Raw genomic sequence first — 19,325 nt, 5'->3', positions numbered from 1 at the left:
GACCGAAATCTCCGCGACTTATATCGTCATCACTGGAAAATCTTCGAAGCCGGAGCAGTCGGGTTATAATGACCAAAACCAAAGCCCTTCCGAGAAGATTCCGATGAGCAGCGAACCAAAACCTTGGGCCGGCCGCTTCACGGAGGCTACCGATGCCTTCGTGGAAACTTTCACCGCATCCGTTGAATTCGACAAGCGACTGGCTCCCCACGATATCCAGGGCTCCATCGCCCATGCCTCGATGCTGAAACGCATCGGCGTTTTAAGCGGCGAGGAATGCGACATCATCACCCAGGGACTGGAACAGATCCGAGAGGAAATCGAGCACGGGGAGTTCCCCTGGTCGGTAAAACTCGAAGATGTGCACATGAATATCGAAGCCCGCCTCACCGAGCGCATCGGCGAAGCGGGGAAGAAGCTGCACACCGGCCGCTCCCGGAACGACCAGGTGGCCACGGACGTCAGACTGTATCTGCGCCACGAAATCGATCGGATTGCCGAAGAAATTCTTCGGCTTCAAAGCGCCTTGCTCGATCTCGCGGAGCGCGAGGCGGATACCATCATGCCGGGGTTCACTCATCTCCAGGTCGCCCAACCGGTCACTTTCGGACATCACCTCTTGGCCTGGCACGAAATGTTGGCGAGAGATCACGAGCGCCTGCTCGACTGTCGGAAACGCGTCAACGTCATGCCCCTCGGCGCGGCGGCCCTGGCCGGCACCACCTTCCCGCTGGATCGGTTTTATACCGCCGAACGTCTCGGCTTCGACCGTCCGGCTTCGAATTCGCTGGACGCGGTCAGCGATCGCGATTTCGCCGTAGAATTCGCCGCCTGCGCCAGTCTCATCGTGATGCATTTGTCGCGATTCTCCGAAGAGCTGATTCTATGGACCTCCGCGCAGTTCGGCTTCATCGATCTGCCGGACGCCTTTTGCACCGGCTCGTCCATCATGCCGCAAAAGAAAAACCCGGACGTACCGGAACTCGTGCGCGGCAAATCCGGGCGGGTCTTCGGCCATCTCATCGGACTGCTGACGCTGATGAAAAGCCAGCCCCTGGCGTACAACAAGGACAATCAGGAGGACAAGGAACCCTTGTTCGACACGGTCGATACCTTGCAAAACTGCCTGCGGGCCTTTGCCGACATGATGCCGCACGTTCGGCCGAATCGGGACGCCATGTACAAATCGGCGCAAAAAGGCTACGCAACGGCCACGGATCTGGCGGATTATCTGGTTCGCAAAGGAGTCCCGTTCCGCGATGCCCACGAGATCGTCGGCAAGGCCGTACGTCTGGGCATCGAAACCGGGCGCGATCTGTCCCGGTTGTCGCTGACCGAATTGCAACAATTGTCTGTTACGATCGGACCCGATGTTTTCGAAATCCTGACGCTGGAAGGTTCCGTCAGGGCGCGCAACCACTTCGGCGGAACCGCCCCGGAACAGGTCAGGACAGCCGTAAAGCAGGCTCGGCAACGTATCGAGGAGGTGACTAAAACTTGATTACCGACGAGCGCGTCACAACGCTAATCGACCTGATGCGCCACGGCGAACCCGTGGGCGGGAGCCGCTACCGCGGGCAGATGGACGACCCCTTGAGCGACAAAGGCTGGTCGCAGATGCGCACGGCCGTCGGCCAGCATCACCCGTGGGAGGTCATCGTCACCTCACCCCTCGCCCGCTGCCAGGCTTTCGCCGAAGAAATGAGCGACCGAAGCGGGATTCCCTTCGAAATCGAACCCCGACTGAAAGAAATCGGGTTCGGAGTCTGGCAAGGCAAGACGCGGGAGGAAATCACCCAATACGACCCCGGCCTGATCCAGCGTTTTTATCGCGACCCCATGAACAACCGTCCCGACGATTCCGAAGGGCTTGCGGAATTCAAGGGTCGCATCGTCTCCGCCTGGAACGACATCCTCAACCGCCACGCCGGAAAACATATTCTCATCATCTGTCATGCCGGCACCATCCGCATGGTGCTCGCCCATATCCTGGACATCCCCTTATCCAACCTGTTCCGCATCAAGGTCGCCACCGCCGGAATCACCCGGATCGAGTGCCTGGAGCAGGGCGAAGAGTTCCTGGGGCAACTGGTTTTTCACGGCGGCTCCCTGCACGCATCTTAGAACCTATCCCAGTAGGCCGTTCGCCCTGAGTTCGTCGAAGGGTTTCTTGAGCCTACTGGGATAAGCCCTCAGCCCGCGAGGTTGCGGAAGAACCGCAGCGAGCGGCCGATGCGGCACCGGGCCGCGCAGCGGGTTTCGCGCAATCTCTTCAGCTCACCGGCCGGTCTTCGCCGAGCGCTATCCATCCGACGGCGATGCGATAAACGATCCAGATCGTGTTGGCGGTGAGAATTACGTAGCCCACGAACAGAAACAAAGTCAGTCCGCCCACGATGCCCCACAGGATGCTGTACCAGAAGGTCCTGATTTGCCAACGGAAATGGGATTCCAGCCAGGTGCCCGCCACGTCCGGCCACTTCACGTAATTGATGACCGCCGCGATGATGTAGGTAACCCCCACCAAAAAAGAGGCGGCCTGTAAGGCATAAACGATCTGGGCCAACCTTTTCTCTCTACCGAGATCTCTTTCACCCGATTCGGGGAATGTATTGTCTTGCATATCGAATCTCCATGACAAAATCGGTTACTGCGTTCTCAAATGCCGACTGATTTTCCCGGACCGGAGTTCAAATGCTCGTCGAACGCCCGGAGCCGATCGACGGTACCGATGTCCATCCAAAAACCCGGGTAGACTTCTCCGCTTACGAGTCCATCCGCCATCGCCCGTCTCAACAAAGGCGCCAGAGGAAACTTGCCGGGCGCGCAGTCCGCGAACAATTCCGGACGATAGACGCCGATGCCGCTGAAAGTGAAACGGCAATCCCCCGAATCCAGCACAGCCCCATCGCTCAGGGCGAAATCCCCCTGCGGATGGTGCAACGGATTGGGCACCAGCACCAGATGAGCTAACCCGGCCGGCCGATAACGCAATCGCCGGAAAGGATAATCGGTAGCGATATCGCCGTTGACCGCCAAGAACGGGCGATCGCCCAATAGCGGCAATGCCCGGTGAATGCCGCCGCCGGTTTCGAGCGCCTCGCCTTCGGCAGAATAGGCGATCCTCGCGCCGAATCGAGCGCCGTCCCCCAGATGGGCTTCGATCTGTTCGCCGAGATGGGCGGTATTGACGACGATGTCGACGAACCCGCCGCGAACGAGGGATTCGATCGTGTGCTCGATCAGCGGGCGACCGCCCGCGGTCAGCAGCGGCTTCGGAGTCCGATCGGTCAGGGGCCGCATGCGTTCGCCGCGCCCGGCGGCCAAAATCATGGCTTTCATGTTACTTTGTCCGAAGTCATACGAGGCAAGACCCGATTTTCCAAAAAGTCCAGAAAATCGGCGAATTCCGGATAACGCCCGCACACGTCGGTCACATAGGTCATGGTGCGCGGAATATCCTTGAGATATCCCGACTTGCCGTCACGCAGCTTCAGCCTGGAAAAAATGCCGATGGCTTTGAGGTGGCGCTGCATCCCCATGAGATCGAACCAGCGCCGGAAGGTGTCGGGACTCACCGAATCGATGAGTCCGGCTTCGCAAAGGCGCGTGTAATGATCGATCATCCAGACCTCTACCATTGAGGGCGGCCAAGAGACGTAACAGTCGCGTATCAGCGATGCCAGGTCGTAGGTGACAGGCCCGACGACCGCATCCTGAAAATCCAGGACCCCCGGATTGAGGCGCTCGGTCGCCATGAGATTGCGGGAGTGATAATCCCGATGGACGCAAACCCTGGGCTGCTCCAGCGCGGACGCGATGAGAAGCCGATTTACCTCGTCGAAGACGGCGGATTCCGCAGCATTGGGAACGAATCCCAGAAGCCGGCCGAGGAACCAGCCGCGAAACAAATCCAGCTCGACTCCGAGCAGACGTTCGTCATACGCGGGCAAACCGGCGGTCTCGATATCGACGCCCGACTGCAAACGCACCAGCGCATTCAGGGCGTCTTCGTAAAGACGGTCGACGGATGCGGGATTTAAACAGTCCAGATACGATCGAGTTCCGAAATCGGTGAGCAACAAAAAACCTTGCTCTTCGTCGGCCGCGATCACCTCGGGCGCCTGAACGCCCGCATTCCGCAGGAGCGCCGCCACCTTGATGAAGGGACGTACATTCTCCCGGGGCGGCGGCGCATCCATCGCGATGCACGAGATTCCATCGAAATAAACGCGGAAATAGCGCCGAAAGCTGGCATCGCTCGAAGCGGGCACGATAGCGTCCACCGCCAGCTTGAGAGTTTCTGCCAGCCAGTCGGAAAGCACCTTCAGTCGATCATCTTGTTGTATTGTCATATTGACGGTCCCTGTGTCTAAAAATGCTCGAATAATGCGGATCTTACGGTAGAATGCCGTATTTGGATCGGATATTTCACCATAAAGAACAGCCTCACGATAATGCCTTTCGCGATTCCGGCCCTACTCCGCTCCTGGCCGCCTGGTTTACAAATCTAGATTGCGTGGCAGCCACTTTGCGACTTTCCTTCCGGTTTTAACTAGCCCTGCCGCAGCATGGTGTTCCTGATTCATCTCACTCGTGGTCGATGGGCGTTGATTTCGTGCCTGGGCTTGGGCCCTTCCTATCTGCTGGCCGCCGCGTCCGACTGGGATTGCCAACGCAGCAAGGACGACAAGGAATGGGTTTGCACCACCAAGAAATCCAAGGCCGAAACCGTCACCGCGACGCCGGCCGAACCCGAATCCGAAACGGCGACACCGGCCATAGCCGGACCCGGCCCCGGACTCGGAATGGAGCCGAAAGAAAAACCCGGCCGTCCGACAAAAACGCGCGAACCCGCGCTGGCCGAAAAAGCCGAGCCGAAACGAACGGATCGGCCCGTACCGCCGGCGCCGTCCAAATCCGCCGTAGCGGACAAAGCTCCCGGCTGGAACTGCCGCCCCGGCGAAACCGGCAAAAATTGGGACTGCTCCCTGGTCGGGCCGGACCCTCAGGGTCTGCCGCATGTCGTGGCCGAAGAAGGTCAGCACGTCGAAAACTGGGCGGAAGCCTCGACGATTACCGAAAACGATGAACACCGCTTCCGCAAGTTGGTCGATTTCCTGCCGGCCGATCCTTGGACGAATGCCTGCGCCGGCAAACTCGAATCGGCCCCCATGACCGAGTTTCTACTCACCCCACAGGACAAGCTGGCCCGAGAACAGCACCCCTTGGAAATCCGCTCCGATTATGCCGAAATGGTGGACGACGAAATCGCAACGTTCACCGGCTCCGCCGAACTCACGCGGGCGGATCAAAAACTATGGGGAGATTTCGTTACCCACAACACCGTTTCGGACACGCTGAACGCTCGGGGCAAAGTGATCTATCAAGAGAAAGGATTGACCTTCGCCAGCGATACCGCCTTTCTGGATCTCGAATCGGATCGGGGCGTTTTCAGGAACGCCCAATTCATTCTGGAAACGGTCCCGGCGCGCGGCACTTCGCGCCTGACCCATTTAGACAGCAACACCTTGTCGCGTTACGAAAAATTCACCTACACCACCTGTCCGCCCGGCGACCGGGATTGGATGCTCCATGCCCGCAATGTCAAAATCAACAAAGAAACCGGGCGCGGCGCCGCGAAACATGCCTGGCTCGAATTCAAAGGCGTGCCATTTCTTTATACGCCGTACATGAGCTTCCCGGTGGACGACCGGCGGCAGACCGGCTTGCTCACCCCGTCCTTCGGAACGACCAAGGTCGGAGGGTTCGATCTAGCGGTGCCTTATTATTTCAACCTGGCGCCGAACTACGACGCCACGCTTACAGCCCGGTACCTGACCAGGCGCGGCCCGCTGTTTCGCGGCGAAGTCCGCTACCTGTTCGAAAACACGCGAGGCCGCTTCGGGGGCGACTACATGCCCAAAGACGAGGTGAAAGGCGTCAGCCGCGGCCAGTTCGCATTCCTGAACGACACCCGGTTTACCAGCAATCTGAATTCGCATGTCGATCTCAACTACGTGTCCGATAAGCGCTATCTCAACGAACTGGGCAACCCGCTGAACATCGTCAACACGAGATTCATCCCCAGCATCGGCATGCTGAACTATAGCGGCGCCGGCTATTCCATCCGGACGATGGCGGATTATTATCAATCCATCGACCCGACCATTCCCCCCGAGGCGCGGCCTTATTATCGGCTTCCGCAGGTGATGTTCAACTTCGGCAAACCCCTGGGCAGCACCGGCCTAGTGGTCAGCGGGACCAGCGATCTGACCAGCTTCGAAACCGCGGCCGAAGGCAAAGTCAAGGGTCAGCGATTGAACCTAACCCCGCGCATTTCATATCCGATCCGCTCGGCCGCAGGATTCGTCACGCCGAGTCTCAGCCTGCAACACACCCAATACTGGCTCGAAAACCAGCTTTCCGGCCTGAATGGCCACCCGAGCCGAACCGCTCCGATCTTCTCCGTCGATAGCGGACTTTTTCTGGAACGCGAGTTTGAACTGGCCGACACGCCCCTGCTCCAAACCCTGGAGCCGCGGCTCTTCTACCTGTACATACCGGACAAAAATCAAGAAGACATTCCGGTGTTCGATACCGGCGAATACGACTTCACCTTTTATCAGCTTTTCCGCGAAAACCGTTTTACCGGTGCCGACAGGCTTGGCGATGCCAATCAAGTCACGCTCGCGCTCACGTCGCGACTCATCGACCAGGCTTCGGGACTGGAGCGGTTCAGGGCGAGCGTCGGCGAAATCTTTTATTTCGAGGATCGCAACGTCAATTTGACAAACACCCCGGCCACGACCACGGATCAGTCGAATCTGGTGGCCGAAGTCTATTCCAGCCTGACCGATACCTGGTCGTTCCACACCGGCGGTCAATGGAATCCCAGCCGCGGCCGCATCGATCGCGGTCAAGTCGCGCTACAGTACAACGACCGACAAAATCATCTCTTCAATCTGGCCTACCGGTTCCGCCGCAACCAGAACCAATACATGGATACCGTCAGCCTGGATCTCACGGACGCCTCCTTCCGCCTACCCATCGTCAAAGGCTGGAACGCTATCGGACGCTGGCAGTATTCACTGCTGGATCAGGTGACGCTGGAAAGCTTCTTGGGTATCGAGCGGGAAACTTGCTGCTGGCGTTTCAGTCTGATTGGCCGACACTACATCAACGGCACCCAGTCCGGAACCACTGCCGGCAATACGGCCAACACCGGCGTATTCGTGCAGCTCGAGCTGAAAGGTCTGACTCGCCTGGGCAACCAGGTAGACCAGTTCCTGGAACGCAGCATCAGCGGCTACCGGCTTGCAGAAGATTAACCGAAGACGACTCCCATGCTCATGACCGCATTTTCCCCTTCGAAAGGCGCCACCTTCGCCAAATTCATCCTGCTGCCGTTTTTCTTGCTGCCGCGGACGGTACTCGCAGACCGCCCCATCGATCGTATCGTAGCCGTCGTCGAAGATGGCGTGATCCTGGAAAGCGAACTGCAACAGAAAGTCGAGTCCATCAAAAACAGCCTGCGGCAAAACAACACACAACTTCCGCCGGACGAGATTTTGATCCGCCAAGTCTTGGAACGCCTGATCGTCGACAAGATTCAAGTGCAATTGGCCGAAAAAGCCGGCATCCGGATCGATGACGAGACGCTCAGGCAAGCCGTGCAGCAGATCGCTCAGCGCAACAACATGAGCCTGGAAGAGTTCCGCCACTCTTTGCGGGAAGAAGGCATCGATTATGCCGCCTTCATCGAACAGATTCGCAACGAGATCGCCATCGGCCGCTTGCGAAGCGGACAAATCAACAGCCAAATCAAGGTCAGCGATCACGAAGTGCAGCACTATCTGGAAACCCACGGACAATCCGATGTCAACCGCGATAGCGAATATTTGCTGGGCCATATTCTGATTGCAACGCCACAGGCCGCCTCGCCGTCCGAAATACAAAAAGCCAGGGAAAAGGCCGAGCGGCTGATCGACGAACTCAGAAAGGGACTGGATTTCAGGCAAGCCGCGGTGAGTTCCTCCGATTCGCCGCAAGCCCTGAGTGGCGGCGATCTCGGCTGGCGCAAGCTGAGCCAGGTGCCGTCCCTGTTCATCGATCTGGTGCCCACGATGAAGGAAGGCGGCATCGAAGGCCCCATTCGCAGCCCGAGCGGGTTTCACATCATCAAGCTGCTCGGCACCAAAGGCGGCGAGGACGAGCGCATGACCAAAACCCACGTGCGCCATATCCTGATCAAGCCCAACGAGGTTTTGTCGGATGAAGAAGCCAGGCAAAAGCTGTTGACCCTGAGACAGCGCATCGAAGGCGGCGAAGACTTCGCCGCACTGGCGCGAGGCCACTCCGACGACAAAGGCTCGGCGATCAAGGGTGGCGATCTCGGTTTCGTGCAACCGGGAGCTCTGGTCCCCCCCTTCGAGGACGCCATGAACCGGCTTGCGATCAGCCAGCTCAGCGATCCGGTACAAACCCAATTCGGCTGGCATCTCATTCAAGTGCTGGAACGGCAGGAGTCCAACGACAGCGACGAATTGCTGAAAAACAAAGCCCGCGAGGAAATCTTCAAACGCAAGGCGGAAGAGGAGACCGAGCTTTGGCTGCGCCGGATCCGCGACGAAGCCTACGTCGAGATTCGCTTGAGCGAACCGGAAAGCATGTCTTTCATGCCTCCGCTCCAATGATCGCGCGAATACTGCTGACGACCGGGGAACCCGCCGGCATCGGCCCGGATTTGTGCGTGCAAATCGCCCAACGGGAGCTGGCCTGCGACCTCACCGTGATCGGCGATCCACTGCTGCTGGCGAAACGAGCGGAGCAACTGGACCTCGGTCTTGAAATCCGTGCGCCGGAAGCCGGCGGAATCGAAGCGCACCGGCCGGGATCGCTCAAAGTATGGCCCACGGCTAATACCGCCGATCCGACTTGCGGCCGGCTGAGCGTTGCCAACGCGCCCTATGTCCTTGAAACCATCTCCAGCGGCGTTACAGCCTGCCTCGAGGGACGCTTCGACGCCCTGGTCACCGCCCCCGTGCACAAGGGAATCATCAACCAGGCCGGCATAGCCTTTACCGGGCATACCGAATTCATCGCCGCCATCAGCGGAGGCCATCCCGTGATGATGCTCGCCGCGCCAGGCCTTCGCGTCGCACTGGCGACGACACATCTACCGCTGGCGGAGGTCAGCCGGAACATTACGCGCGAACGGCTGTCCGCGGTACTCGCGACACTGGACCGGGACCTGACCGCCCGCTTCGGCATTACCGCGCCGCGGGTTCTCGTCTGCGGCCTCAACCCCCATGCCGGCGAAGGCGGCCACCTGGGGCGGGAGGAGATCGAGATCATCGAGCCCGTGCTCGAAACCCTCAGACGAAAAGGAATGAACTTGATCGGCCCGTTGCCGGCAGATACCCTCTTTCTTCCGAAATATCTCCGGAACGCCGACGCCGTGCTCGCCATGTACCATGACCAGGGATTGCCCGTGTTGAAATATGCGGGCTTCGGCCGCGCGGTCAACATCACCCTGGGATTGCCCATCGTCCGCACCTCGGTCGATCACGGCACGGCCCTGGATTTGGCCGGCAACGGAAAAGCCGATGCGGGAAGCCTGGAAGCCGCCATCGACGAAGCCATTGGCATGGCGGGCAGAAATTGACCGGATAATAAAAGGTTATGAATCACCAGCCTCGCAAGCGGTTCGGTCAAAACTTCCTGCGCGACAGCGCCGTTGTCCGGCAAATCGTCCTCGGCATCGCCCCCAAAGCCGAAGATCACCTCGTGGAGATCGGCCCCGGGCAAGGCGCCTTGACCGAAGCGTTATTACCCCTCTGCGGACAATTGGACGCGGTCGAAATAGACCGGGACCTGGCCGCCTCGCTGGAAAAGACGTTCTCGGCCGACGCCAGGTTCCGCCTGCACCGCGCGGATGCGCTCAAATTCCGGTTCTGCGCGTTGAGCACGGGAGAAAAACTTCGCATCGTCGGCAATCTTCCTTATAACATTTCCACGCCTCTGCTCTTCCACATTTTCGCTCAGGCGGAGTGCATAGAGGACATGCACTTCATGCTGCAGAAGGAAGTCGTCGACCGGCTGTGCGCCGCTCCGGGAGACAAAAGTTACGGACGGCTCGGCATCATGGCTCAGTACTATTGTCGCGCGGACAGTCTGTTCGAGGTTTCGCCCGAGAGCTTCTATCCGCAACCGCAGGTCACGTCCGCGGTCGTCCGCCTGGCACCGCACGAGACCCGCCCCGTGGATGTCGAGCCGGAACCTTTGGGACACGTCGTTGCCGCCGCCTTCTCGCAGCGCCGCAAGACGCTCCGCAATGCCCTGAAACACCTGTTTGACGACGGCGAGATTCGGAGTCTCGGCATAGATCCCAAGGCACGGGCAGAAACGCTCGGGCTGGAGGCGTATGCCCGCCTGGCCCGGGCTCTTCGGGAAAAGCAAGATAACGCAGCCGATTAAGAAAAGGCCGCCGAAACTGCGGCGGCCTTGAAGACGGCCCGCGGCTCAGGTGATTACCGTAGGTCCGGGCATGCCGGATCTCGCCTTTGCTTCGGAAAGGCTCTCGGCCAATTCGATCAAGTCCTTGAGCGCCGCTTGCGGATCCCGGTCATGTTCCGCCGGGTCGCGCTCATAACGTTCGAGATAGATTCTCAGCGTTGCCCCTTCGGTTCCCGTACCCGAGAGCCTGAACACGATTCGCGCTCCGTTTTCAAAGACGATTCGGATTCCCTGTTTTTCGCTGACGCTTCCATCCACCGGATCCCGGTAGCTGAAATCGTCCGCCAAACCGACCCGATAGGCGCCGAAAGTCTTGCCGACCAGCCCCGGCAACTGCGCGCGGAGCCGGGACAGGATCGCTTCGCCGACCTCCGCCGGCATACCTTCGTAATCGTGTCGCGAATAGTAGTCGCGACCGAACCGGCGCCAGTGCTCGCGCACGATTTCCGCCACCGACTGCCGGCGAACGGCGATCAGATTGAGCCAGAACAGCACCGCCCATAAACCATCCTTTTCGCGGACGTGGTCGGAGCCGGTGCCGAAGCTTTCCTCTCCGCACAGCGTAATCTTGCGGGCATCGAGCAAATTGCCGAAAAATTTCCAGCCGGTCGGCGTTTCGAAACACTCGATACCCATGGCATGAGCCACCCGGTCGACCGCCTGACTGGTCGGCATAGAACGCGCCACGCCCCGCAACCCGTCCTTATAGCCCGGCAGGAGATGCGCATTGGCCGCCAATACGGCCAGGCTGTCGCTCGGCGTAACGAAAAATTGGCTGCCCATAATCATATTGCGGTCGCCATCGCCGTCGGACGCCGCTCCCAGCGTGGGCGGCCGAGCACCGAACATGAGGTCGGCCAATTTCCGGGCATGAGTCAGATTGGGATCGGGATGACCGCCGCCAAAATCTTCCAGAGGAATCCCGTTGATCACGGAGCCGGTTGCGGCACCCAGCCTTTCCTCCAAGATCCGTTTCGCATACGGCCCGGTAATGGCGTGCATCGCGTCGTAGCACAGCGTGATCGTGCCGGATTTCAGCGCCGATTCGATCAAATCAAAATCGAACAAATGCTCCATCAACTGCGCATAGTCGCTCACCGGGTCCATGACCTGGACGACCATGCCGGCTAGCTGGGTTTCGCCGATCGTGTCGATATCGATAGCGTCGGCCCGGATGATCTTGTACCGGTCGATGACTCGGCTGCGGGCATAAACCGCATCGGTAAAGCTCTCGGGCGCCGGCCCGCCGTTGGTTACATTGTATTTAATGCCGAAGTCTTCATCCGGTCCGCCGGGATTGTGGCTGGCGGAAAGGACGAATCCGCCGTACGCCTTGTACTTGCGGATCACACAAGACGCCGCCGGCGTCGACAGCAGCCCCCCCTGTCCGATCAACAGCCGTCCCACACCGTTGGCGGCGGACATTTTGATAATGGTCTGGATCGCCTGGCGGTTGAGATAGCGTCCGTCGCCCCCCAGGACGAGCGTTTTCCCGGTCGCATCGCCCAAGGTATCGAAAACCGACTGAACGAAATTCTCCAGATAATTCTCCTGCAAAAAGACCTTGACCTTCTTGCGCAGCCCTGAAGTTCCTGGCTTTTGATCGTTATACGGCGTTGTCTTTCGGGTTTCGATTTGCATGGTCGGTATTTTCAAGATGGCTGAAATCGTCTATTTATTTTACTAAGTCCGTTTACCTATCGAGAAACTTTTTTGAGACCATCCTCACGATCCGAGAACCAAGGAGACAACACGTGAAATTTCGCTCTGTCCTCAGTGCAATCCCGCTGCTACTCTCGCTAAACGCCGGAGCGAGCGAGAAGGACGAAAGTATTTGGCTGCTGGTCGAAACTGTACCGCACGTGTTAAAGGTAATGGCGGGCGATCGCGATTTGGAAGTATTCGAGAAGATCGCGATAGGACGCCACGGCGCGGGCCTATTTAAAGAGCGCGGAGACTACAAAACCCCGCTAGGCGAGTATCGCATCGGCTGGATCAACGAGAACAGCCGTTATCACAGGTTTTTCGGCTTTACTTACCCCAATCGGGAGAACGCGGAACGGGCCTACGAATTGGGTTTAATAGGACTGAATACCTACCGCACCATATTGCGCACCAGCATCGGCGCAGCCATTCCTCCCCAGAACACTGCACTTGGCGGGCAAATCGGCATTCATGGCCTGGGACGGGCCGATCTTGCGGTTCATCAAAATTTTGACTGGACTCAAGGGTGCGTAGCCATGACCAACGAGCAGATCGATAGGCTCAGCGCCTGGGTAAAAAAAGGCACCCTGGTGGTAATCCGGTAATTTGTGCCAAAATAATACTGGAAAGATTATCCATTCCGCGGCACACTCTAAAACGTCACGCATTCGTTCCTCGGGACGGATGATCTCACCAAGTATCTCAGTCAATAAAAAAGGAAAGAACGATGATGAAAGCTACTAAATTGGCCGTATTACTTTTGTCTGCTGGTTTGGCGGTAGGCTGCGCCAGCAAATCCGACCTCAACAACCTGCAAACCCAGGTTGACGGTTTGAAGGCGGAAATCTCTTCCGTCAAGAGCACCGCGGACGAAGCACTGTCCGCTGCTCAGGCGGCCGAATCCAAAGCCGCCAGCGCCGAATCCGCTGCTCGCAGAGCCGCTGCCGCTTCTGAAGAAGTGAACAGCAAGCTGGATCGCATGTTCAGAAAATCGATGATGAAATAATTTCGCGCCTTTCAAAGTCGCGAACAGTTTACAGACCCCGGTAGATGCAAATCTACCGGGGTTTTTTTATCGACCAGGGGCGAAATATGCCGCTCCACGGAAGAGCCGGCATCCATCCCTGCCCTAGCCGGAAATAGAAAATAAAGCGGACGCCTAACGAGACGCAAGCCTGGAGAAAGAGTCCTGCACCCATGCGCTGCGCCTTTCGCGATCGAGCACCTCGGCACGCGCACGGATTAGAAGCACGGTGAAATAATAGAACTGAAAAGCCGCAGCCATAAGCAGCAAGGGCAGCAGCATACTGAAATGAATCGAGGGTTTGTCGAATTTAGTGACGGTGGGTCCCTGGTGAAGCGTATTCCACCATTCGACCGAATAATGGATGATCGGGATATTGACCACCCCGACCAGAATCAAGACGCCGCCTGCCCGAGCCGCCGACCGCTTATCTTCGATTGCGGAAACCAGGGCGATATAGCCCAGATAAAGAAAGAGCAAAATAAGCTCGGACGTAAGTCGCGCATCCCATACCCACCAAGCGCCCCACATTGGTTTACCCCAAAGAGACCCGGTCGCTAACGCAAGAAACGTAAACGATGCGCCCAAGGCAGCCGAACTGCTCGCCATCACGTCGGCCAACTTGATATTCCAAATCAAGTAAATCGCACTCAGAACGGCCATGAAAACGTAAATAAAAAGAGACATCCATGCACTGGGCACGTGCACGAAGATAATTCGATAACTCTCTCCCTGCTGATAATCCGGTGGAGCAACGAATAGGCCGAGATATAGACCGGCCAGCAATAATATCGTCGTCACCGCTCCCAGCCACGGAATCAAATAGCCGGAAATGCGATAAAAGTGTTTGGGTGAAGCAAGTTTATGGAAGAATGTCCACATAATGATCAACTCAGGCTGATTCGTAAAGCGGCAGCCGTCGCCAGCGGGGCCAAGGTTACCGCCAACACCAGCATAGCGGCTAAAAAATATAACTGGCCGGCGACGGGCATTCCCGCCGCAGCGGACGAAACGGCATTGGTCGCGAAAATCAGAACGGGAATGTACAGAGGCAAGACCAATAAAGTCAGCAAGAGGCCGCCACGCCGAAGCCCCACGGTCAGAGCCACCCCGATAGAACCGATCAGACTCAGGAGCGGAGTGCCGATCAGCAGGGTCAATTCGAGTATGGCAAGAGCCGGGCTCGGCATGGAGAGAAACAATGCCAGCAACGGAGCCAGCAACAGCATCGGCAATCCGCTCACCAGCCAGTGCGCCAGGACTTTCGCAAGAACCAGCAGCGAAAGAGGATAAGGCGTTAGCAACATCTGCTCCAGCGAACCGTCGTCGAAATCGGAGCGAAACATATTTTCCAGCGAATACAAAGCCGCCAGCAAAGCCGCAATCCAAATTACCCCGGGAGCAATCTTCCGAAGCAAGGCCTCTTCCGGACTGACCCCCAACGGATAAAGCGTTACCACGATCAAGAAGAACAGCAAAGGATTGGCAAGTTCGCCCCGATGCCGGAAAGCCAGCAATAGATCGCGCTTCAGCAGCGCCCAAAAAGGCCCGGTCACCTGTTTCATACCAAAGCTAACTTGATGAGTCCGCGGTCGATATGAACGGCTTGATGAGAAGTCAAAACCGCCAATCCGCCACGATTGAGATGCGCTTCCAGCAGTGCTTCCACTAAAGCAACGCCGCTCGCATCAAGTGCCGTAAAAGGCTCGTCGAGGATCCAGAGCGTTGCATTCGACAAGATCAATCGGGCCAACGTAATGCGCTGTCGCTGCCCCGCCGAAAGCGCACGGGCGAGAGAATCCTCTCGGCCAGCCAAGCCCACTGTTCGAAGGACCTCCGCCAAGCGCATCGGCGAAAGAGGCAAGCCGTTAAGGGCGAGCGCCACACGTAAATTTTCCTCTACGGAAAGCTCCGCCTTCAATCCCAGTTGATGCCCCAAATAAGCGACCTCGGAAAGAAATAGAAGAGATCGCCGCCGGACGATACTCTCACCGCGCCAGAGCACCTCGCCGTCGGCGGGTGGAGTGAGACCGGCCAATATCCGCAGCAAACTGGTTTTACCGCTACCATTCGGCCCTTCGATTTGAAGAACTTGACCAGTGCTAACGCTGAGATTCAAACCACTGAACAAAAGACTATCGGAGCGCACGCACTCCAATCCCCGCGCTTGAAGCGTGGGCTCAGGACTATTCATTTATCTGTGGGAAAAATTGCCGTGAAGACTGAACACTTTAGCGAAAGATCGGAGAACCGAGGCAAGCTAGAATGATTCTCTCCCCGCCCAGTCGGGCAGTCGAATTGCGAGAGCGCTAAAACGGCTTTCGAATTGCCAAGAAACTCTTGCCCCGCACATTACTCGCCAGCCTTACAACAATCACTCGAATGATGGTCGCATCCCCTATATCCCGCAAACCTGGACCTTTGCCTCGTTTCCAATGACGACACACGGTCATTCGCCGTTCGAACAATCGAGCCGCCGTCTGAAATATCGTCTGTAGCCAACTCGGTTATACCAAGCGCGCCGCACACGACGAATATTTTCGCGTCAAGCGGCATCCGCCCGCATCTTCTTTGGCCGATCATGCTGCCCATTCGCAACAAGATCATGTTGGAATTATTACAGAATACGGTGATGAAGACCTGTTAAACCAGAACGCCTACCGGAAGCGGATCAAGGACTACCGATGACGATTTCAGACTTTAGAACGCCGTTCGATTATCGCATGGCCCACTTGAATATGCTTAGATAGCCGCCCTGCTCGGATTGATAAACTAATTGAAACGGCTCGGGGACATGGCCCAGGGAACCGACGAAAGGCAGCAAGCGAGCCAAGAGCGTTTTTTCGCCCTCATCCGACGTAATGCGCCAGGCGCGAATACCGCCACCCGGAAGCGGCTGAACCAGATAACTGCCGGGGCCTTTTTCTTTGGCCCAACGTTTTACCGCTGCAATTTGAGCATGGATGTTCGCCTCGGCCGGGAAAAATCTTGCCTCGAGCGGAAGACTAACGCCGCTCAGCGCCTCGATCTCCGAAAGCCGTGCCAGATCGTCCAGACAAACGACCCAAAAAACCGGTCTGTCTTTCGGCAGGCGCTCCGAAAGCTCGGCGATCGCTCGGTCGGCGTCCATCGTCAACCAATGCGCCAGCTGACGTAATGGCTGCTCGTCTTTGGCAAAGCCACCGGCGACATCACCCCAAAAACGCCTTGACCGGGGCTCAGGAAATGCTTCGGCTACCGGCAGCGACGCCCAAGCATCGCGCCCGGTCAGAAAATGAATCCGTTGCGCGTCATCCCACCAGGATACGAATAAAGCATTCTCTTCCGTATGCTGGCGAATCGCTTTCGCTGCGCTCCCCCAAAGATCATGCCTTATCTGATTTCCATCGGCCGCGACAGGCGGAGGCGATGAAGCACCGGAAGAGGGATAAACGATTGCCCGCCGTGAGCTGCCGTCATTATCACGGTAGCTCACGACGTGCAAGGAAACGGTCACCTTGCCTTCTCGGCCAATCTCGTATTCAGCCACGCTCTCGGGCTGAAATTGGCCTTCCAGCACGGGGAAGCCCGCATCACCGGGCTTCATCTCCTTGATTTTTTCGAACTGCCAGCTCTCGGAAAACAGATGAGGCAATCCGAAGAAGAAGATACCTATGCCGACGAGCAACAATCCGAGGCCCAGAAACAGCCTCGGCTTGTTGCCCCCCATGACGCTTTTTTTGATTAGCGACATGCCGCTCCTAACGCTTACGGGAACGGATCACCACGATGCCGGCCGCAACCAGCAGCGAACCGAGAACGTATCGGCTGCTCGCAGCGTCCTTGAACTCCCGCAGTGCCGCCTGGGTTGTCGATTCGCCATTCTGCGCGGTTTTTCCAGCCGCTTCCCGAAGCTTCGTATTCTCATCCATGATGATGGCGTAATCGCGCATCAGTTCGGACCAGCCTTCGGTGTAAGTGAAACCGCCCGGATTGGCGTGGAACAGCCCCTTGTAGAGCTTGATCACGTCATGCTCCCACATGTCCGCGTAAACGCGCTCCACGTGAGACGGGTTGTTGCCCTTGGCCCAGAACAACTGGAAGAATCCTCCAGCCGCATCCTTTTCCGGCTTCGGCGGCTCAGGACGATTGGTCTTCTGTCCGGGCAACAGGCCATCCTTATGCAAGGCCTCGACCACCTTTTTGGCTTCCTGCTCGACCTTGAGGCCGGCAATCGTGCCTTTATCGGCCGTGGTTAGATAGCTCTCGGCAAAGCTCGGCGAATGGCAATTCGCGCAAGTCTGCTGCCAAGCGTCTTTCCGCTGCTCGAACCAGGGATGGTTTAGATTATCGGCGATCGCCGGGGTCGGATTGAAGGCCCAGCGAACCTTGCGTACCAGATTGTGCGAATACTCACCCTCGAACTCGAAGTGGCAAGTCTGGCAAGTCGGCGCCGTATAGCCGCCTTTGGTTATAGCGTCCTTCAACGGAACCTCGAAATTCCATTTCTGCTTGCCCTGGGTCAGGTAAACAGTACCGTGCTTCGAGAGCTGATAGTTTTCCCATTCATTGTGATCCACGCCATTGTGACAGGTCGAACAAGCCTCCGGTTGGCGCGCCTCGGCGGCGGAGAAGGTGTGCCGCGTATGGCAACCGTCGCATTTGTTCTGCTGGTAATGGCACATATCGCAGCCCTGAGCGATCTCGCGCTCCGCCATTCCGGCCCAAATCGCGGTCTCCACGTTCGCCTGCCAGTCCATCGCATGGGACGGCCGGCCTTTAGGCCACTGGTCTTGCGGCCATTCTTGGTTTTTTTCGGCCTCGGCCTCGGCAAATTCCGCCGTGTGGCAGGTTCCGCAACTGACCCGATCCGGCATCACCAAATCTTTGTCGTGCTGAATGGATTTGGCGCCGACACTGCCATGACAGTCGATACAGCCCACATCTTTAAGCTGCTCGCCTTCTTTGAGCAGTCCCCGCTCGACCAGTTGCCGTTCGACTTCGGCAAGCTTCTCCTTTTTGTAGAAGCGAGGGTCTTGAGCATTGGGCATATTGCGAATTTTGTCCAAATTCGCATGGCTGCTGCTCTGCCAGGCATGAAACGCACCTGGCGTCACGGCCTGGTGACAGGTCACGCATTGCTCACGCGTCACCTCGCCGGTCACCGTCGTGGGCGGTTTATAAAAGTCCTTGGGATTCCAATACTTCTGAATTGGAATAGGCTCCCAAAGGTCCCCGAATTTTCCTTTTCCGGGATGATCTTGATAGTATTTTTCTTTAAGCTGTTCAAAGTTGACGTCGTTCTGCTTCGCATGGGCTACCGTTGCGAGCGCTTGCGCTATCAGCAAGAACAGCACGCTTTTTAGAATCTTCGTTAGCATCGTTACTCCTCCGTTAGGGCGGCGCTTGTAACGGTCGCCCATCTCATAGTATCGATTCAGAACCAAATCTCGTCAAACAATTATTTTCATGTGCAAGCCCGAAAGCCTACGCAGACGCGCCGGCAAACCGCCTCTTTTCCGCGCCGCTTCGACGGCGCCCGATCGTTCCGAGGGAATAATGGACAAGATAGAAGTCGTTGAAGCGGATATCACTCTCTTGGAAGTCGACGCCATCGTCAACGCCGCCAACAACGGTCTTTTGGGCGGCGGGGGTGTAGACGGAGCGATTCATCGCGCGGCCGGTCCCCGACTTTTGGACGAGTGTCGAAAATTGGAGGGCTGCGATACGGGCAAGGCGAAAATCACCGGCGCCTATAATCTAAACGCGAAATACGTCATTCATGCGGTCGGTCCGGTATGGCGCGGCGGCGGGCACGGCGAACCGGAACAATTAGCCTCATGTTACCGCGAATCGATGCGTCTGGCACAAGAAAACCACGTCAGGACCATCGCCTTTCCGGCCATTTCATGCGGAATCTACCGGTTCCCGCCGAAATCCGCCGCCGAGATCGCGGTTGCCACGATTCACGAGCGCCTCGCCGTCTATCCCGCCATCGAGAAGATTTACTTAGCCTGCATCGACCCCGATGTATTAAGCACATACCGAACTGCTCTGGCATTATTCACCGATCAAAAGACACGTCATTGAGGCTCTCCGG

Annotated in this window: 18 protein-coding genes; 9 read left to right on the top strand and 9 right to left on the bottom strand. The window is 57.5% G+C overall.

The window, feature by feature from the left end:
- Window positions 1-103 precede the first annotated feature (103 nt).
- On the top strand, window positions 104-1,501 hold the full coding sequence (gene argH, locus ACWJKU_RS00980; protein ID WP_454145172.1) for an argininosuccinate lyase: 1,398 nt from the start codon (window positions 104-106) through the stop codon (window positions 1,499-1,501).
- The gene (locus ACWJKU_RS00975) at window positions 1,498-2,124 is read left to right on the top strand and encodes a histidine phosphatase family protein (protein ID WP_454145171.1); all 627 of its coding nucleotides are present in this window, start codon (window positions 1,498-1,500) and stop codon (window positions 2,122-2,124) included. Before argH ends, ACWJKU_RS00975 begins: the two co-directional genes overlap by 4 nt.
- A gap of 148 nt (window positions 2,125-2,272) precedes the next feature.
- On the opposite strand, the gene ACWJKU_RS00970 is transcribed toward ACWJKU_RS00975, so the two are convergent.
- The 3 genes from ACWJKU_RS00970 to ACWJKU_RS00960 are packed head-to-tail and all read right to left on the bottom strand — an operon-like array spanning window position 2,273 to window position 4,355.
- Window positions 2,273-2,623 carry a DUF4870 family protein gene (locus tag ACWJKU_RS00970; protein ID WP_454145170.1) on the bottom strand — a complete coding sequence of 117 codons (351 nt, stop codon included), beginning with the start codon at window positions 2,621-2,623 and terminating at the stop codon, window positions 2,273-2,275.
- A 35-nt stretch (window positions 2,624-2,658) separates the two neighbouring features.
- Complete coding sequence (gene murU, locus ACWJKU_RS00965; protein WP_454145169.1) at window positions 2,659-3,342, bottom strand: N-acetylmuramate alpha-1-phosphate uridylyltransferase MurU; 684 nt, start codon at window positions 3,340-3,342, stop codon at window positions 2,659-2,661.
- Window positions 3,339-4,355: an aminoglycoside phosphotransferase family protein gene (locus tag ACWJKU_RS00960; RefSeq protein ID WP_454145168.1), complete on the bottom strand. Its 1,017-nt coding sequence runs from the start codon at window positions 4,353-4,355 to the stop codon at window positions 3,339-3,341. The genes murU and ACWJKU_RS00960 overlap by 4 nt, the downstream gene beginning before the upstream one ends.
- Before the next feature lie 255 nt (window positions 4,356-4,610).
- Between ACWJKU_RS00960 and ACWJKU_RS00955 the strand changes: the two genes are divergently transcribed.
- Genes ACWJKU_RS00955 through rsmA form a run of 4 tightly spaced genes read left to right on the top strand, consistent with a single transcriptional unit; the run spans window position 4,611 to window position 10,479 of the window.
- The gene (locus tag ACWJKU_RS00955) at window positions 4,611-7,331 is read left to right on the top strand and encodes an LPS-assembly protein LptD (RefSeq protein ID WP_454145167.1); all 2,721 of its coding nucleotides are present in this window, start codon (window positions 4,611-4,613) and stop codon (window positions 7,329-7,331) included.
- A 21-nt stretch (window positions 7,332-7,352) separates the two neighbouring features.
- Window positions 7,353-8,696 (top strand): peptidylprolyl isomerase, encoded by a 1,344-nt coding sequence (locus ACWJKU_RS00950; protein ID WP_454145166.1) that lies wholly within the window; start codon window positions 7,353-7,355, stop codon window positions 8,694-8,696.
- Complete coding sequence (pdxA, locus tag ACWJKU_RS00945) at window positions 8,693-9,667, top strand: 4-hydroxythreonine-4-phosphate dehydrogenase PdxA (RefSeq protein ID WP_454145165.1); 975 nt, start codon at window positions 8,693-8,695, stop codon at window positions 9,665-9,667. The genes ACWJKU_RS00950 and pdxA overlap by 4 nt, the downstream gene beginning before the upstream one ends.
- Before the next feature lie 17 nt (window positions 9,668-9,684).
- Window positions 9,685-10,479, top strand: coding sequence for a 16S rRNA (adenine(1518)-N(6)/adenine(1519)-N(6))-dimethyltransferase RsmA (rsmA, locus tag ACWJKU_RS00940; RefSeq protein WP_454145164.1), 795 nt, complete (start codon window positions 9,685-9,687; stop codon window positions 10,477-10,479).
- Between the two features lie 45 nt (window positions 10,480-10,524).
- Here the strand turns inward: rsmA and ACWJKU_RS00935 are convergent, their stop codons facing one another.
- The gene (locus ACWJKU_RS00935) at window positions 10,525-12,159 is read right to left on the bottom strand and encodes an alpha-D-glucose phosphate-specific phosphoglucomutase (RefSeq protein WP_454145162.1); all 1,635 of its coding nucleotides are present in this window, start codon (window positions 12,157-12,159) and stop codon (window positions 10,525-10,527) included.
- Between the two features lie 113 nt (window positions 12,160-12,272).
- Here ACWJKU_RS00935 and ACWJKU_RS00930 point away from each other — a divergent pair, with 113 nt between their 5' ends.
- Window positions 12,273-12,827 (top strand): L,D-transpeptidase family protein, encoded by a 555-nt coding sequence (locus ACWJKU_RS00930; RefSeq protein ID WP_454145160.1) that lies wholly within the window; start codon window positions 12,273-12,275, stop codon window positions 12,825-12,827.
- A gap of 122 nt (window positions 12,828-12,949) precedes the next feature.
- Window positions 12,950-13,228 carry an Lpp/OprI family alanine-zipper lipoprotein gene (locus ACWJKU_RS00925; RefSeq protein WP_454145158.1) on the top strand — a complete coding sequence of 93 codons (279 nt, stop codon included), beginning with the start codon at window positions 12,950-12,952 and terminating at the stop codon, window positions 13,226-13,228.
- 153 nt (window positions 13,229-13,381) lie between these two features.
- Here ACWJKU_RS00925 and ACWJKU_RS00920 read toward each other — a convergent pair whose 3' ends face one another.
- From ACWJKU_RS00920 to ACWJKU_RS00900, 5 genes are all read right to left on the bottom strand, one after another.
- The gene (locus ACWJKU_RS00920; protein WP_454145156.1) at window positions 13,382-14,128 is read right to left on the bottom strand and encodes a heme ABC transporter permease; all 747 of its coding nucleotides are present in this window, start codon (window positions 14,126-14,128) and stop codon (window positions 13,382-13,384) included.
- Between the two features lie 5 nt (window positions 14,129-14,133).
- Window positions 14,134-14,811, bottom strand: coding sequence for a heme exporter protein CcmB (ccmB, locus tag ACWJKU_RS00915; RefSeq protein WP_454145154.1), 678 nt, complete (start codon window positions 14,809-14,811; stop codon window positions 14,134-14,136).
- The gene (gene ccmA, locus ACWJKU_RS00910) at window positions 14,808-15,440 is read right to left on the bottom strand and encodes a cytochrome c biogenesis heme-transporting ATPase CcmA (protein WP_454145152.1); all 633 of its coding nucleotides are present in this window, start codon (window positions 15,438-15,440) and stop codon (window positions 14,808-14,810) included. The genes ccmB and ccmA overlap by 4 nt, the downstream gene beginning before the upstream one ends.
- Window positions 15,441-15,962: 522 nt before the next feature.
- A complete protein-coding gene (haoB, locus tag ACWJKU_RS00905; RefSeq protein WP_454145150.1) occupies window positions 15,963-16,913 on the bottom strand; it encodes a hydroxylamine oxidation protein HaoB in 951 nt (316 codons plus the stop codon).
- Window positions 16,914-16,986: 73 nt separating this feature from the next.
- Window positions 16,987-18,606 carry a multiheme c-type cytochrome gene (locus ACWJKU_RS00900; protein WP_454145148.1) on the bottom strand — a complete coding sequence of 540 codons (1,620 nt, stop codon included), beginning with the start codon at window positions 18,604-18,606 and terminating at the stop codon, window positions 16,987-16,989.
- Window positions 18,607-18,784: 178 nt separating this feature from the next.
- Between ACWJKU_RS00900 and ACWJKU_RS00895 the strand changes: the two genes are divergently transcribed.
- Window positions 18,785-19,315, top strand: a complete 531-nt coding sequence (locus tag ACWJKU_RS00895; RefSeq protein WP_454145146.1) for an O-acetyl-ADP-ribose deacetylase — start codon at window positions 18,785-18,787, stop codon at window positions 19,313-19,315.
- The last annotated feature ends 10 nt before the right edge of the window (window positions 19,316-19,325 follow it).

Source organism: Methylocaldum sp. MU1018, assembly GCF_053646775.1.
This window is presented reverse-complemented; position numbering and strand designations above follow the sequence as displayed.

Bases quoted from the DNA above. Each gene is read 5' to 3' on its own strand.
- ACWJKU_RS00935 (WP_454145162.1), bottom strand. From the start codon at position 12,159: ATGCAAATCGAAACCCGAAAGACAACGCCGTATAACGATCAAAAGCCA.
- ACWJKU_RS00970 (WP_454145170.1), bottom strand. From the start codon at position 2,623: ATGCAAGACAATACATTCCCCGAATCGGGTGAAAGAGATCTCGGTAGA.
- ACWJKU_RS00900 (WP_454145148.1), bottom strand. From the start codon at position 18,606: ATGCTAACGAAGATTCTAAAAAGCGTGCTGTTCTTGCTGATAGCGCAA.
- ACWJKU_RS00920 (WP_454145156.1), bottom strand. From the start codon at position 14,128: ATGTGGACATTCTTCCATAAACTTGCTTCACCCAAACACTTTTATCGC.
- argH (WP_454145172.1), top strand. From the start codon at position 104: ATGAGCAGCGAACCAAAACCTTGGGCCGGCCGCTTCACGGAGGCTACC.
- ACWJKU_RS00895 (WP_454145146.1), top strand. From the start codon at position 18,785: ATGGACAAGATAGAAGTCGTTGAAGCGGATATCACTCTCTTGGAAGTC.
- ACWJKU_RS00925 (WP_454145158.1), top strand. From the start codon at position 12,950: ATGATGAAAGCTACTAAATTGGCCGTATTACTTTTGTCTGCTGGTTTG.
- ccmB (WP_454145154.1), bottom strand. From the start codon at position 14,811: ATGAAACAGGTGACCGGGCCTTTTTGGGCGCTGCTGAAGCGCGATCTA.
- ACWJKU_RS00950 (WP_454145166.1), top strand. From the start codon at position 7,353: ATGACCGCATTTTCCCCTTCGAAAGGCGCCACCTTCGCCAAATTCATC.
- rsmA (WP_454145164.1), top strand. From the start codon at position 9,685: ATGAATCACCAGCCTCGCAAGCGGTTCGGTCAAAACTTCCTGCGCGAC.
- ccmA (WP_454145152.1), bottom strand. From the start codon at position 15,440: ATGAATAGTCCTGAGCCCACGCTTCAAGCGCGGGGATTGGAGTGCGTG.
- ACWJKU_RS00960 (WP_454145168.1), bottom strand. From the start codon at position 4,355: ATGACAATACAACAAGATGATCGACTGAAGGTGCTTTCCGACTGGCTG.
- murU (WP_454145169.1), bottom strand. From the start codon at position 3,342: ATGAAAGCCATGATTTTGGCCGCCGGGCGCGGCGAACGCATGCGGCCC.
- pdxA (WP_454145165.1), top strand. From the start codon at position 8,693: ATGATCGCGCGAATACTGCTGACGACCGGGGAACCCGCCGGCATCGGC.